The organism is Pseudotabrizicola alkalilacus, assembly GCF_003443995.1.
GTDB lineage: Bacteria > Pseudomonadota > Alphaproteobacteria > Rhodobacterales > Rhodobacteraceae > Pseudotabrizicola > Pseudotabrizicola alkalilacus.
Genome location: NZ_QWEY01000007.1, coordinates 203,208 through 216,233 on the forward strand (window position 1 = coordinate 203,208; position 13,026 = coordinate 216,233).

Below are 13,026 nucleotides of genomic sequence, written 5' to 3' on the forward strand. Positions count from 1 at the left end.
GCTCAGCCCCCCATCCGGTTTTCAAGCCGCGCCACCACCTGCGCGGGCACCTGATCCTGTGCCAGTTGCTCCAGCACCCGCGCCTTGGCCTCCTCCGGCATCCGGCTGTTGGCCTCGACCATCGCGATCAGCCCGGCCCGCCGCTCCGGCGTCAGCACCACCGTTTCGGTCAGCGCAGGCTCCGGCGTCGTCGCCGCCGCCCCCGGACGCATCGGGTTGATCCGGATGCCCGCCCCCAGCAGCGGCGAGCGTTCCACCACCACCTCGCGCCCGGCAATGCCGCGCGCATCCACGATCACATCGTCGCCCTGACGGCGCAGCACCGGCACCACCTGCGCTTCCAGCCGGTCCCCATCGCCGACCAGCAGAACGCCGCCCCGGCTGTCCACCGCACTGGCCGGCAACAGCGCCACATCGGCCACCTCCGGCTCGGAAATAGCCACCGTTACGAAATCGCCGGGGCGAAACCCACGCGCCCCGGTCAGCGAGGCATAGACCAGCCGCCCGGTCGCGCCCTCGCCCACCGCAGCCCCCACGCGCTCCACCCGGCCCTGTGCCGCAATCTCGGTGCCCAGCACGTCCAGCGACACGGAAACCGGGGCATTTATCAGACTGCCCTGATCATCCAGCAGCCTTGAAAACTGCGCGGTCGAAAGCCGGAACGACACTTCCAGCCGATCCGGGTCGATCAGTTCGGCCAGCCGCTCATTGGCGCCGACCAGACCACCCGCCACCACGGTCACCCCGTTCAGCCGCCCGGTGAAACTGGCGCGGATCTCGGTATCATCCAGCGCGCGTTCGGCCTCGGCCAGCGCAATGCCCGCCCGCGCCAGACCCGATGCCGCCTGATCCACCCGCGCCTCGGCCTGCGCCAGCGCCGAACGCCGTGACAACACCGCCTGTTCCGCCGATGACAGCGCCAGCGCCGCCGTTTCCACCGCAGCGGGCGAGCCGACGCCGCGGCGCTGCAAATCCTCTTGCCGGGTCAGCGCCTGCCCGCGCAACACTGCCTGCGCCTCTGCCGCTGCCAGATCGTCGCGCGCAAGCAGCAGCCCCCGGTCGGCATCACGGCCTTCGGCCTCTGCCTCGCGCAGCCCCGCCTGCGCCAGATCGCGGGCCGAGGTGGTATCCGCCGGGTCAAGCCGCACCAGCACCTGCCCTTCGGTGACCGTCGCACCATCCTCGACCCCTTCGGCAATCTCCAGCACCCGCCCGCCGCGCGGCGCGCGCAATTCCAGCGTCCGGCGCGAACGGATTTCGCCAAAGGCCACGGTCTGCGGTGCGATCGTGCCCGGCGTCACCACCATCACATTGGCCGTAAACACCCGCTCCCGCGCGGGCTGGCCGGGCCGGTCGGTTGCCAGACGGTCAGACACCGCCCCCGCGATCAGGCTGGCGGCCAGCGCCAGCAGGCCGAAGGTCAGGGCGGCCAGAAACAGCCCAGTCAGGGAACGTGCCAGAAATCGCATAAAGGCTCCGGGTCAGAAATACAGCAAAACAGTAACGCACGCCGGGTCAGCGTCCAGCCACAAGCCTGTTACGCCCCACCTGCGCCCTTCCGTCGCTATTTCCGGCGGTGATGTTCTTCGAGCCGGGGAAAAATCTCGACAAAGTTGCAGGGGCGGTGCCGGTAATCCAGCTGCCAGCGCAAAATCTCGTCCCAGGCATCGCGGCAGGCACCGGGGCTGCCCGGCAGCGCAAACAGATAGGTGCCGCCCGCCACGCCACCACAGGCGCGGCTTTGCACCGCCGAGGTGCCGATCTTTTGCATCGAGACGATGGTGAACACCGTGCCAAACGCCTCGATCTCTTTTTCATAGACATCGCGGTGCGCCTCGACCGTGACATCGCGACCCGTCAGGCCGGTGCCCCCGGTGGTCAGGATCACATCCACGCTCTTGTCGGCAATCCACGCCCGCAGCTGCCCGGCGATCAGATCGCGGTCATCGGTCACGATGCCCCGCGCCGCCAACACATGCCCCGCCCCGCTCAGCCGCTCCACCAGCGTATCGCCCGAGCGGTCATCAGCCGCCGTGCGCGTATCGCTGACCGTCAGCACCGCGATGCGGACCGGGATAAACGCCATCGTCTCGTCAATCCGGCTCATGTCAACCGCGCCTCCAGCGCCAGCAGGTCCAGCCACGCCTCGCGCTTGGCGATCGGCGTGCGCAGCAGGCTTTCGGGATGCAGCATCGGCAGGACGGGCCGCCCCAGCGCCTGCAACCATTGCCCGCGCGCCCGCGCGATGCCGCGTGTGCCGGTCAGCGCAAACAACGGGGTGTTGCCCATCACCACAATCACCTCGGGTGCGGCCAGTTCGATGTGACGCTCGATAAAGGGCCGCATCATTGCAATATCATCCGGCACCGGCTCGCCATAGCCAAGGCACCGCCACGGCAGGATATTGGTCAGGTACACCGCTGTTTCGGGCGTGGTGCCCTCGCGCGACAGCCCGATGGCCTCCAGCATCTCGTCCAGCAACTGCCCGGCCGGCCCGGCAAAGGGCCGCCCCTCGCGGTCTTCCTCCGCCCCCGGTGCCTCGCCAAGGATCAGCACCCGTGCGCCCGGCAGGCCGCCCGAAAACACCAGATTGCGCGCGCCGCGTTTGATCTCGCAATGCTCGAACGCCGCAATCGCCGCCCGCAGCTCATCAAGCGTGTTGGCCCGCGCGGCCAATGCCCGCGCCTCGGCCACGGGATCAACCTTTGGCACCTCGGGCAGCACCGCCGGGGCCGCCACGCGCGCCGCCGGAGCCTCCCGCGCCGCCAGCGCAGAGACATTGGCCGGAGCCATCATCGGTGCCGCCTTCACCGCTTCGGGCAGGTCATAGCGGTTCAGCGCCTCGTCCAGCAGCCATTCGTCAATGCCCAGATCAACCTGCCACAGCAGCGCCGCCTGCGAGGCATGCCAGTCCGCCAGAATGTCTGATGCGATTCCCATGCCGCGAAACCTAGGCCCGCAGCCGCGCCCCCGCAAGCCGCTCAAAGGTACGCCGCGGCTTGCTCCTTCCGCCCCCCTTTGGCATAAGCACCCCATATCCCCCCGCGCAAAGGAGTCCGCCCCATGTTTCGCGCCCGCCATCTGCTGGGGATCGAGCATCTTTCGCCGCAGGAAATTCTCGCCGTCCTCGATCTGGCCGACCGCTATGTCGATCTGAACCGCCGCACGGTCAAACAGTCCGACGCGCTGGCGGGCATGACCCAGATCAACATGTTCTTCGAGAACTCCACCCGCACGCAGGCCAGTTTCGAGCTGGCAGGCAAGCGGCTGGGGGCAGATGTGATGAACATGTCGGTGTCGCAGTCGAGCGTCAAAAAGGGCGAGACCCTGATCGACACCGCGATGACGCTCAACGCCATGCACCCCGATCTTCTGGTGGTGCGGCACGGCTCCTCCGGTGCGGTGAACCTGCTGGCGTCAAAAGTGAATTGCGCCGTGCTGAACGCCGGCGACGGGCGGCATGAGCACCCAACGCAAGCCCTGCTCGATGCCCTCACCATCCGCCGCGCCAAGGGCCGCATCCAGCGCCTGACCGTGGCGATCTGCGGCGACATCGCGCATTCCCGCGTGGCCCGGTCCAACCTGATCCTGCTGGGCAAGATGGAAAACCGCATCCGCCTGATCGCGCCGCCAACCCTGATGCCCGCCGGTGTGGGCGAGTTCGGGTGCGAGCTGTTCGACGACATGCGCAAAGGGCTGGAAGGCGCCGATGTGGTGATGATGCTGCGCCTGCAACGCGAGCGCATGGACGGCGGCTTCATCCCGTCGGAACGCGAGTATTACCACCGCTATGGCTTGGATGCCGAAAAGCTGGCCCATGCCAAGCCCGATGCCATCGTGATGCACCCCGGCCCGATGAACCGGGGGGTCGAGATTGACGGCGAGCTGGCCGACGACATCAACCGCTCGGTGATTCAGGAACAGGTCGAAATGGGCGTCGCCGTGCGCATGGCCTGCATGGACCTGTTGGCCCGCAACCTGCGCGCCGACCGTGGGGCAAAGGCCGCCGGGGTGATGGCATGACCGACCCGCTCGCCATCCCTCTGGGGCCGGAGCGCTGCGTCTGGGTCTTTGCCATCGACCTGCCCGAGGATAAGGCGGAGGCCTTCGCGCGCGGCCCACTGGCCGGAGCTCTGGGCGTCGACAGCCTCGACCCAGGCCAGACCGAATACATCGACGCCGACGCCTTCACCGAATACGGCCTGTCGCGGTACCTCATCGAAGGTCAGGGCATTGCCGAGGCCAGCCTTGCCACCGACACCGCTATGCTCGATGCCCTGCGTGGCCCGCTGCTGCTGGTGTTCCGCCCCGCATTGACCCAAGGCCGCTTGTCACCGGAACCACCGCTGCGCCTCATCGGGCGCTACGACGAAATCCCCCTGCCGCCCCGCATTGGCATGGCCGGCTATGACGCCGCCGCCGACACCATTCCGGTGCCGGTGGTCAAGCGCCCGTCTGACGCCGCGATGTCGGGCCGGGTGGCGATGGTGGTGCTGATCCTGCTGGCGATCTTTGTCACGCTGTTCGTCTGGGGGGCCGGATGACCGTCCCTGTCCTGACCGAAGACGAAACCCTGCTTGCCACCTTCACCCCCGACCGCCTGACCTATTGGCGGGCGCATCTGATCATGGCCGTCGCCCTTGGCGCGGTGGTCGGTCTGTTCCTGCTGTGGCAGGGCAACCCCTATCCGGTCATGGGGCCGGTCGGGGCCGCCCTCGCCATCGCCGTGCGCGCGGCCTATGTCGCCTCCGAGGCGCTTGGCGATCTGTGGTATCTCACCAACCAGCGCCTGATCGGCCCGCGCGGGCTGAGCGTTCCGCGCGCGCAGATTGCAACCGCCCGCCCGTTCTTTGGCTCGGTGCAGGTGATCACCACCACCGGCGACAAGCACCTGATCAAATACCTTGCCACCCCCGCCGCCGATGCGGCCCGCCTGACTCAGGCGCTCTGATGCCCCTTTTGCTGCACAAAGGCCCCGCGATGACCCTGTTTCTGGAAAACGCCCGCATCATCGACCCCGAGGGCGATACCGTCACCACCGGCAATGTGATTCTGGATGGCGGGCAAATCGCCGCCATCGGTGCGGCCTCGGCCCCCAAGGGCGCACAGGTCATCGACTGTGGCGGGGCCTGCCTTGCGCCGGGCATCGTCGACTGGGGGGTGAAGATCGGCGAACCGGGCGAGCGGCACAAGGAATCCTTTCGCTCTGCCGGGCTGGCTGCTGCCGCAGGCGGCGTTACCACCCTGATCGCGCGGCCCGACACCACCCCCGCCATCGACACCCCCGAAGTGCTGGAATTCGTCACCCGCCGCGCGGCCGAAGCCTCGCCCGTGCGCATCCGCCATATGGCCGCCCTGACCAAGGGCCGCGACGGGCGCGAGATGACCGAGATCGGCTTTCTGCTCGATGCAGGCGCCATCGCCTTTACCGATGCCACCCGTGTCACCACCGACCCAAAGGTGCTGAGCCGCGCGCTCACCTACGCCCGCAGCCTTGGCGCGCTGGTGATCGGCCACCCGCAAGAGCCGGGGCTGTCCCACGGCGCCGCCGCCACCAGTGGCAAGTTTGCCTCGCTGCGCGGCATTCCGGCGGTGCATCCGATGGCCGAGCGTATCGGGCTGGACCGTGACCTTGGCCTGATCGAGATGACCGGCGCGCGCTACCACGCCGACCAGATCACCACCGCCCGCAGCCTGCCCGCGCTGGAACGCGCCAAGGCCAACGGGCTGGATGTGACGGCTGGCGTGTCGATCCATCACCTGACGCTGAACGAATTCGACGTGGGCGATTACCGCACCTTCTTCAAACTCACCCCGCCGCTGCGCTCTGAAGATGACCGTCTGGCGATGATCGAGGCGGTGGCATCAGGTCTGATCGACGTGATCGGCAGCTTCCACACGCCCGCCGACGAGGAATCCAAACGCCTGCCGTTCGAGGATGCCGCCAGCGGCGCGGTGGGTCTGCAAACGCTGCTCCCTGCCGCCCTGCGCCTGATCCACGCGGGTCAGCTGACCCTGCCGCACCTGTTCCGCGCGCTGGCGCTGAACCCGGCCCGCCGCCTTGGACTGCCGCAAGGCCGCATGGCCGAGGGCGCGCCTGCCGACCTGGTGCTGTTCAACCCCGACACGCCCTTTGTGCTCGACCGCTTCACACTGGCGTCAAAGTCAAAGAACACGCCGTTTGACGGCACCCGAATGGAGGGTAAGGTTCTGGCCACCTTTGTCGCCGGTCATCAGGTTTATGGAGCCACGTCCTAAATGCCCGAACTCACCTCTGCGCCCCTCCTTCTGGCTCTCACTGCAGCACTGGCCTATCTGCTGGGCTCGGTGCCCTTCGGCATCGTGATCACCCGGAGCTTGGGTCTGGGTGATCTGCGCAAGATCGGGTCCGGCAATATCGGTGCGACCAATGTGCTGCGCACCGGCAACAAGCCCGCAGCGCTCGCAACCCTGCTGCTCGACGCGGGCAAAGGCGGCATCGCCGTGCTGATCGCCCGCGCGCTGGTGGGGCCGGATGCGGCGCAGGTGGCGGCGCTGTTTTCGTTTCTCGGCCACCTGTTCCCGGTCTGGCTTGGCTTCAAGGGCGGCAAGGGGGTTGCCACCTTCCTCGGCACGCTGCTGGCGCTGGCCTGGCCGGTGGGCCTTGCCGCCTGCGCGACATGGGCGGTGACGGCGGCGATCAGCCGGATCTCATCACTCTCGGCACTGGTCGCCGCCGCCCTTACCCCGGTCTGGCTGGCGGTGCTGGGCTATCCGCAAATGACTCTGCTCGCCATTGCACTGGGGGCGCTGATCTTTGCCCGCCACAGCGCCAACATCGCCCGCCTGCGTCAGGGGACGGAGCCAAGGATCGGCAATAAATAAGCCGCCGCCGCGCCCGCCTTCTACATCTGATCCAATAGAGCGGCTGCGCCGCGTTGTCTTTATCTCGTCGCGCGGGCTGCGCCGCGTCTCCTCGGGAGTGCGCTCCGCGCGGGGAGTATTTGGAAAGCAGCAATCGGAACGGAATTCTTGCATTGCTGCTTTGGAAATACTCCGGGGGGGCGCGAAGCGCGGGGGGCTGGCCCCCCTCAGAGGCTGGCCGCCTGATAGATCGGGGTCAGGGAGTGCTGCCATTCCGTTTGATAGAGGCGCAGCCAGCGGTCGGCTTGCACCTCGCCGCTGGCAACTGAGGCCTGAACCGGCGCAAGATAGATCTCTTCGCCAAGGCCGCGTGCTTTCAGACCGGACTGTGACAGTTCAACCGCCGCGCGTGCCAGGGCATCAAGTCGGACTCCGTTCGCCTCGCCCTTCAGGGCCGAGACCGAGGCGGCGACGCGCAAGCCCTCGCGGGTCTCGGCATCAAAGCCCTTGACCAGATCCCAGGCGGCATCCAGCGCAGACTGGTCATACATCAGCCCCAGCCAGAACGCAGGCAGCGCGTTGATATGCGCCTCGTCGCCGCAATCCGCGCCGCGCATCTCGATGTATTTCTTGACGCGGGCCTCGGGGAATACCGTGGTCATATGGTCCGCCCAGTCCGACAGGGTCGGCAGCTCGCCCGGCAGCGCGGGCAGCTGACCTTTCAGGAAATCGCGGAACGACTGGCCCAGCGCGTTGATGTATTTGCCGTCGCGGTAGACGAAATACATCGGCACATCGAGAACCCAGTCGACATAGGCCTGAAAGCCGAAATCGCCGTCAAAGGCAAAGGGCAGCATCCCGGTGCGGCTGTCATCCAGGCCGCGCCAGATCCGGCTGCGCCAGCTGCGGTGGCCGTTGGGCTTGCCGTCGAAGAACGGGCTGGAGGCGAACAGCGCGGTCGCCACCGGCTGCAGCGCAATCGCCACCCGCAGCTTTTTGACCATATCCGCCTCGGACGCGTAGTCGAGGTTCACCTGCACGGTCGAGGTGCGGTACATCATCTGGGTGCCATGGGTGCCGACCCGGCCCATGTAATCGGTCATCAGCCGGTAGCGGCCTTTTGGCATCACCGGCATCTGGTCATGTGACCATTCCGGGGCCGCGCCGATCCCCATGAACCGCACGCCCATCGGCCCGGCAATCGCGGCCACCTCATCCAGATGCAGGCGCAGCTCGGCCGCCGTCTCGTGCATGTCGGTCAGCATCGCGCCCGACAATTCGAACTGCCCGCCGGGTTCCAAGCTGATATTGGCGCCGTTGCGGTGCAGGCCGATCACGTTGCCTGCCTCGCGCACCGGGGTCCAGCCAAAGCGCGCCTCAAGGCCCGCGAACAGCGCCGAAACCGAGCGGTCACCGGCATAGGGCAAGGGCGCATGGCTGCCCTCCAGCCAGCCGAACTTTTCGTGTTCGGTGCCGATGCGCCAGTCGGATTTCGGCTTGTTGCCCTGCTCCATCAGACCGGCAAGCTGGTCAAAACTTTCGATCACGCCGCCGCCGGATTGTGGGATGGACATGGAAATCAGGCTCCGGCTGGGGTCATTGGTCTGGGCGCTACACGTGTCTTGCGCCGCGCGCCAAGTCAAGACGGCGCGATGCAGCACGGGCGACATATCACAAAAGGTTATCGGTCGCGGGCGGGCAGTTCAGTCCGGCGCGGTCATCGCCCCGCGCCCGGCCTTGCGCCAGACCACCCGGTTTTCGCCGCCCGCCAACACCGCCCGGCTGCCGGTGCCGGGGCTCGGCGCCAGCGCCGCGACCAGACCGGCACTCGACAGGCCGGGCAGGCTTGAGAACGCATCGAACAGCGCTTCGGCCCCCGCCGCCTCGACCGGGATCAAAAGGGCCTGCCCGTCAGCCTGTTTGAGCCGCCACAACCGTCGCCCGCGAATCGAGATCAGCCGCAGCTCCACCAGATCGCGCAGGGAAACAAAGCCGCCGACCTGCGGCCCCATATAGCTGACCTGTCCCTCATCGACCTGCACCACGCCCGGCGCCTCGCCCGCCGCGACAAAGCGCAGCCGTCGCCACGCCAGCACCGCCAGCGCGACGCCCCCCAGCCCGACCACCGCGCCCAGCGGCAGCAGCAGATAACCACCCAACCGCATCAGCCACAGGCCAAGGGCCAGCACCGCTGCGCCCAGCGCCACCTCGCGCCAGCGCCACAGCGCCGCCTGCACCTCCGGCCGAATCATCGCCAATCCCCCGCAGCCGCCTGCCACAGCACCAGCGCCGCGACCGCCGCCGTCTCGGCGCGCAGGATGCGGGGGCCAAGGCTGATCGGGCGGACAAAGGGCAGGCCGCGCAGGCGCGCCTTTTCCTCATCGGAAAACCCGCCCTCCGGCCCGACCAGAATCGCCGCAGGCCCACCCACAGGAATAGCGCCCACCCCGGACCGCCCCGCCAGCGCCTCATCGGCCCAGAGCAGCGCCCGGTCCGCAGGCCAGTCGGCCACCACCCGCTCCAAGGGCTGCACCTCGCCCACCTCGGGCACAAAGGTTGCGCCGCATTGCTCGGCGGCCTCGATCGCATGGGCCAGGTGCTTGTCCTGCCGCCAGCGTTCGGACTGGGTGAAGCGCGTGGTCACAGGCACCAGCCGCGCCACCCCCAGCTCCACCGCTTTTTCCACGATGAAATGCGTGCGCTCCTTGCGCACCGGCGAAAACAGCAGCCACAGGTCGGGCGGCAGCTGCAAAGCCTTGGTCTGCGCCTCGCACAGCAGCGCGCCACGCCGTTTGCCCGCATCGACCACCCGCGCCAGCCATTCGCCATCGCGCCCGTTGAACAGCAGCACCGCCGCGCCCACCGGCAGCCGCATCACCGCAAACAGATACGTCGCCTGCTCGGGGCCAACAGCCACCGCTTGCCCCGCGCCCAAGGGCTGATCTACATAGAGTCTGACCTTTGCTTCCATAGGTGCCACGCTATGTCCCAAATCCCGGAAACGCCAGAGGCCGAAAACGGGGATGCGCCGGGCATCGTGGCCGACGCGCCATCAGACAACTGGGTGGACCAGTTCGCCCCGGTGCCCGCCCGCCCCTATCTGCGGCTCAGCCGCGCTGACAGGCCCATCGGCACCTGGTTGTTGCTGATTCCCTGCCTGTGGGGCATCGCGCTGGCGGCGGCGGGCGACAGCTACCGGATGTGGGATCTGTGGCTGGCGCTCAGCTGCGCGGCGGGAGCGTTCCTGATGCGCGGTGCGGGCTGCACCTGGAATGACATCACCGACCGCCGGATCGACGCAAAGGTCAGCCGCACCCGGTCGCGCCCGATTCCCTCGGGGCAGGTCTCGGTCCGGCAGGCGCTGGTCTGGATGGCGGTGCAGGCGGCTTTGGCGGCGGTGATCCTGTTCAGCTACAACGGGCTGGCGGTCAAACTTGGCATCGCCTCGCTGGCGCTGGTGGCGATCTACCCGTTTGCCAAGCGCTTTACCTGGTGGCCGCAGGTGTTTCTGGGGCTGGCCTTCAACTGGGGCGCGGTGCTGGCCTGGGCCGCACATGCGGGCACCGTGCCGGCAGCCGCCATCGCGCTGTATGCCTCGGGCATTGCCTGGACGCTGTTTTACGACACGATCTATGCCCATCAGGACCGCGAGGATGATGCGCTGATCGGCGTCAAGTCGACCGCGCGGCTGTTTGGCAGCCATACCCGCTGGTGGCTCCGGTTGTTTCTGGTGATCACCGTGCTGTTGATGGCGCTGGCGGTGCTGCTTGTGATGGTGCCCAAACATGACCCGCTGCAACTGGTGGTGGCGCTGGCCGGGGTCTGGGCCTTTGGCTGGCATATGGTGCGGCAGATGACGCGGCTTGATGTCGATAACCCAGCCTCTTGCCTGACGGAATTCCGCTCGAACCGCGATGCGGGGCTGATCGCTGCGCTGTTTCTTGCCGCCGCCGCATGGCTGTGATTGATCCCGGCGCTGTGCGCTTTTAAGACAGGGCACCAACAGGCGGCGCGCAGTCGCGTGCGCCCGCCTTATCCGACCCTGCCATCCTGTAGGGCCCGGACAGACTTCCAGACAGGACCATGCCTTGCCCAAGCGCCTGCTCAATCTCACTTTCCGGATCGGCAGCAATGTCCGCAGCCAGATCGGCAACCGCCAGCTGCCACATGGCGTCATTGCGCTGGCCGCTGTCACCGGCGCAGGCGTTGTTGCCGCGCTGGCCGCCTGGACCTCGGCTGTGGTGATCGAACAACGCTCGGAACAGGCCGTCACCTCGCGCCTGCTGGATGCGGGCATCACCTGGGCCACACCGCAGGCCGATGGTTTGCAGCTGCACCTGATCGGCACCGCCCCGAACGAGGCCGCCCGCTTTCGCGCCGTCAATCTGGCCGGAACCGTGATCGACGCGGCGCGGGTGCGCGACCAGCTGGAGGTCACCCCGGTCAAGGCAATCGAGGCCCCGAAATTCTCGGTCGAAATGCTGCGCAATGATGATGGCATCCAGCTGATCGGCCTGTTGCCCACCGGCGATTCGGCGGATGAACTTCTTGCCGAGGCGAAATCGCTGCGGTCGGACGGCGCGATTTCCGACATGCTGGAAACCGCCGCCTATCCCGCCCCCGAAGGCTGGGACGATGCCTTTGCCTATGGGATGGAGGCGGTCAAGCGCCTGCCCCGGTCCAAGGTTTCGGTCTCGGCGGGCCGGGTCAAGATCACCGCCATCGCCACCAGCGCCGAGGAACAGCGCCGCCTGACCAATGAGCTGAACCTTGCCCGCCCCGAAGGGTTGCAGGTTGCCATCGACATTTCCGCTCCCCGTCCGGTGCTCACCCCGTTTACCCTGCGCTTTGTGCTGGATGCACAAGGCGCGCGGTTTGACGCCTGTTCTGCCGATACCGACCGCGCCCGCGCCCGCATTCTTGCCGCCGGCGCCGCTGCCGGGGTGCCGGGCCGCGCGAATTGCATTGTCGGTCTGGGCGTGCCTACCCCCAGCTGGGCCGAGGCGGTTTCGACCGCAATCAATGCCGTGAAAACGCTTGGCGCCGCCACCGTCACCTTTTCCGATGCCGACGTGTCGCTGGTCGCCGCCGACACCGTGTCGCAATCCGATTTCGACCGCGTTGTCGGCGAACTCGACTCCGCCCTGCCCGATGTGTTCTCGCTGACCGCCACGCTGGAGCGCAAATCCACCGCGGCCCTCGGCCCCGCCGAATTCACCGCCACGCTTTCACCCGAAGGCCGGGTCGAGTTGCGGGGCCGCGTCACGGACGAGCTGTTGCGCGATGCCGTCGCCAGCTATGCTCAGGCCCGCTTTGGCGTCGGCAAGGTCTACAGCGCCACCCGGCTGGATGACGACCTGCCCGATGGCTGGCCCGTGCGCGTGCTGGCCGGGCTGGAGGCTCTGGGCGAGCTGGCCGAAGGCAAGCTGCTGGTCCGCGCCGATACCGTCGAGGTCGAAGGCGTCACCGGCTCGCAAATCGCGCGGGGCCGGATTTCGCAGGTGCTGTCCGACAAGCTGGGTCAAGGCCAGACCTTCAAGGTCGCCGTGCGCTATGACGAAGATCTGGACCCGCTCGCCGCCCTGCCGACCCCGCAGGAATGTGCAGCCGATGTCGCCGCCGTTCTGGCCAAACGCAAAATCACCTTCCCCCCCGGTTCCGCCGAGATTGACGGCCAGACCGCAGGCATCATGGATGACCTGGCCGAAGCGCTCGAAGACTGCCCCGCCGTCCGGATGGAAATCGCGGGCTACACCGACAGTCAGGGGTCTGACAGCGGCAACCGCGCCCTCAGCCAGGCCCGCGCCGATGCGGTGCTTCTGGCGCTGCAAGGGCGTGGCATCACGGTCGATGCGCTGAAAGCCACCGGCTATGGTGAGGCAGACCCGATTGCCGACAACGCCACCGAAGCAGGGCGCGAGGCAAATCGCCGCATCGAAATCAGGCTTCTCGACCAGCCCCAGACCGCTGCAGCCCCAGCTGATCCCGCCGGTTCCCCGGCAGCGGCTGGCGAACCCGCCGCTGCGGGACAGGCCGGAGCCGCGCCGGATGCCGCTGAAACCGCCGCCGACGACGACGACAGCCCTTCCCTCGCCCCGGCAGAAAAGACCCGCCGCCCCCTTGCGCGCCCGTCGCGTGACGGCTAGCCAAGGGTTAGTGTCTGCGCCTGCCCCCATGGCCTTA

At 67.7% G+C, this 13,026-nt stretch carries 13 protein-coding genes; 7 read left to right on the top strand and 6 right to left on the bottom strand.

Going from position 1 to position 13,026, the window contains the following annotated elements; all coding sequences use genetic code 11:
* Window positions 1–2: 2 nt before the first annotated feature.
* The 3 genes from D1012_RS13875 to D1012_RS13885 all read right to left on the bottom strand — a co-directional run bounded on the left by D1012_RS13875 (window position 3) and on the right by D1012_RS13885 (window position 2,940).
* Window positions 3–1,469 (bottom strand): efflux RND transporter periplasmic adaptor subunit, encoded by a 1,467-nt coding sequence (locus D1012_RS13875; RefSeq protein WP_118153206.1) that lies wholly within the window; start codon window positions 1,467–1,469, stop codon window positions 3–5.
* 95 nt (window positions 1,470–1,564) lie between these two features.
* Window positions 1,565–2,107, bottom strand: a complete 543-nt coding sequence (gene moaB / locus D1012_RS13880) for a molybdenum cofactor biosynthesis protein B (protein ID WP_118153208.1) — start codon at window positions 2,105–2,107, stop codon at window positions 1,565–1,567.
* The gene (locus tag D1012_RS13885) at window positions 2,104–2,940 is read right to left on the bottom strand and encodes a uracil-DNA glycosylase (protein WP_118153210.1); all 837 of its coding nucleotides are present in this window, start codon (window positions 2,938–2,940) and stop codon (window positions 2,104–2,106) included. The genes moaB and D1012_RS13885 overlap by 4 nt, the downstream gene beginning before the upstream one ends.
* Window positions 2,941–3,063: 123 nt before the next feature.
* Between D1012_RS13885 and D1012_RS13890 the strand changes: the two genes are divergently transcribed.
* From D1012_RS13890 to plsY, 5 genes are read left to right on the top strand one after another with little or no spacing between them, the layout of a single operon-like run.
* Window positions 3,064–4,023: an aspartate carbamoyltransferase catalytic subunit gene (locus tag D1012_RS13890; RefSeq protein ID WP_118153212.1), complete on the top strand. Its 960-nt coding sequence runs from the start codon at window positions 3,064–3,066 to the stop codon at window positions 4,021–4,023.
* A complete protein-coding gene (locus D1012_RS13895) occupies window positions 4,020–4,544 on the top strand; it encodes a hypothetical protein (protein ID WP_118153214.1) in 525 nt (174 codons plus the stop codon). The genes D1012_RS13890 and D1012_RS13895 overlap by 4 nt, the downstream gene beginning before the upstream one ends.
* Complete coding sequence (locus D1012_RS13900; protein WP_118153217.1) at window positions 4,541–4,951, top strand: hypothetical protein; 411 nt, start codon at window positions 4,541–4,543, stop codon at window positions 4,949–4,951. The genes D1012_RS13895 and D1012_RS13900 overlap by 4 nt, the downstream gene beginning before the upstream one ends.
* Window positions 4,952–4,980: 29 nt before the next feature.
* Complete coding sequence (gene pyrC, locus D1012_RS13905) at window positions 4,981–6,258, top strand: dihydroorotase (RefSeq protein WP_118153392.1); 1,278 nt, start codon at window positions 4,981–4,983, stop codon at window positions 6,256–6,258.
* The gene (plsY, locus tag D1012_RS13910) at window positions 6,259–6,864 is read left to right on the top strand and encodes a glycerol-3-phosphate 1-O-acyltransferase PlsY (RefSeq protein WP_118153219.1); all 606 of its coding nucleotides are present in this window, start codon (window positions 6,259–6,261) and stop codon (window positions 6,862–6,864) included.
* 206 nt (window positions 6,865–7,070) lie between these two features.
* Here the strand turns inward: plsY and D1012_RS13915 are convergent, their stop codons facing one another.
* The 3 genes from D1012_RS13915 to D1012_RS13925 all read right to left on the bottom strand — a co-directional run bounded on the left by D1012_RS13915 (window position 7,071) and on the right by D1012_RS13925 (window position 9,814).
* The gene (locus tag D1012_RS13915; protein ID WP_118153221.1) at window positions 7,071–8,417 is read right to left on the bottom strand and encodes a glutamate--cysteine ligase; all 1,347 of its coding nucleotides are present in this window, start codon (window positions 8,415–8,417) and stop codon (window positions 7,071–7,073) included.
* A 129-nt stretch (window positions 8,418–8,546) separates the two neighbouring features.
* Window positions 8,547–9,095, bottom strand: a complete 549-nt coding sequence (locus D1012_RS13920) for a hypothetical protein (RefSeq protein WP_233517124.1) — start codon at window positions 9,093–9,095, stop codon at window positions 8,547–8,549.
* Window positions 9,092–9,814, bottom strand: a complete 723-nt coding sequence (locus D1012_RS13925; RefSeq protein WP_118153225.1) for a 16S rRNA (uracil(1498)-N(3))-methyltransferase — start codon at window positions 9,812–9,814, stop codon at window positions 9,092–9,094. The genes D1012_RS13920 and D1012_RS13925 overlap by 4 nt, the downstream gene beginning before the upstream one ends.
* Before the next feature lie 12 nt (window positions 9,815–9,826).
* On the opposite strand from D1012_RS13925, the gene ubiA reads away from it, so the two are divergent.
* Entirely contained in the window at window positions 9,827–10,807 is a 981-nt protein-coding gene (gene ubiA / locus D1012_RS13930; protein WP_118153228.1) for a 4-hydroxybenzoate octaprenyltransferase, read from the top strand.
* A 181-nt stretch (window positions 10,808–10,988) separates the two neighbouring features.
* Window positions 10,989–12,989 carry an OmpA family protein gene (locus tag D1012_RS13935; protein ID WP_435530923.1) on the top strand — a complete coding sequence of 667 codons (2,001 nt, stop codon included), beginning with the start codon at window positions 10,989–10,991 and terminating at the stop codon, window positions 12,987–12,989.
* Window positions 12,990–13,026: the final 37 nt, after the last annotated feature.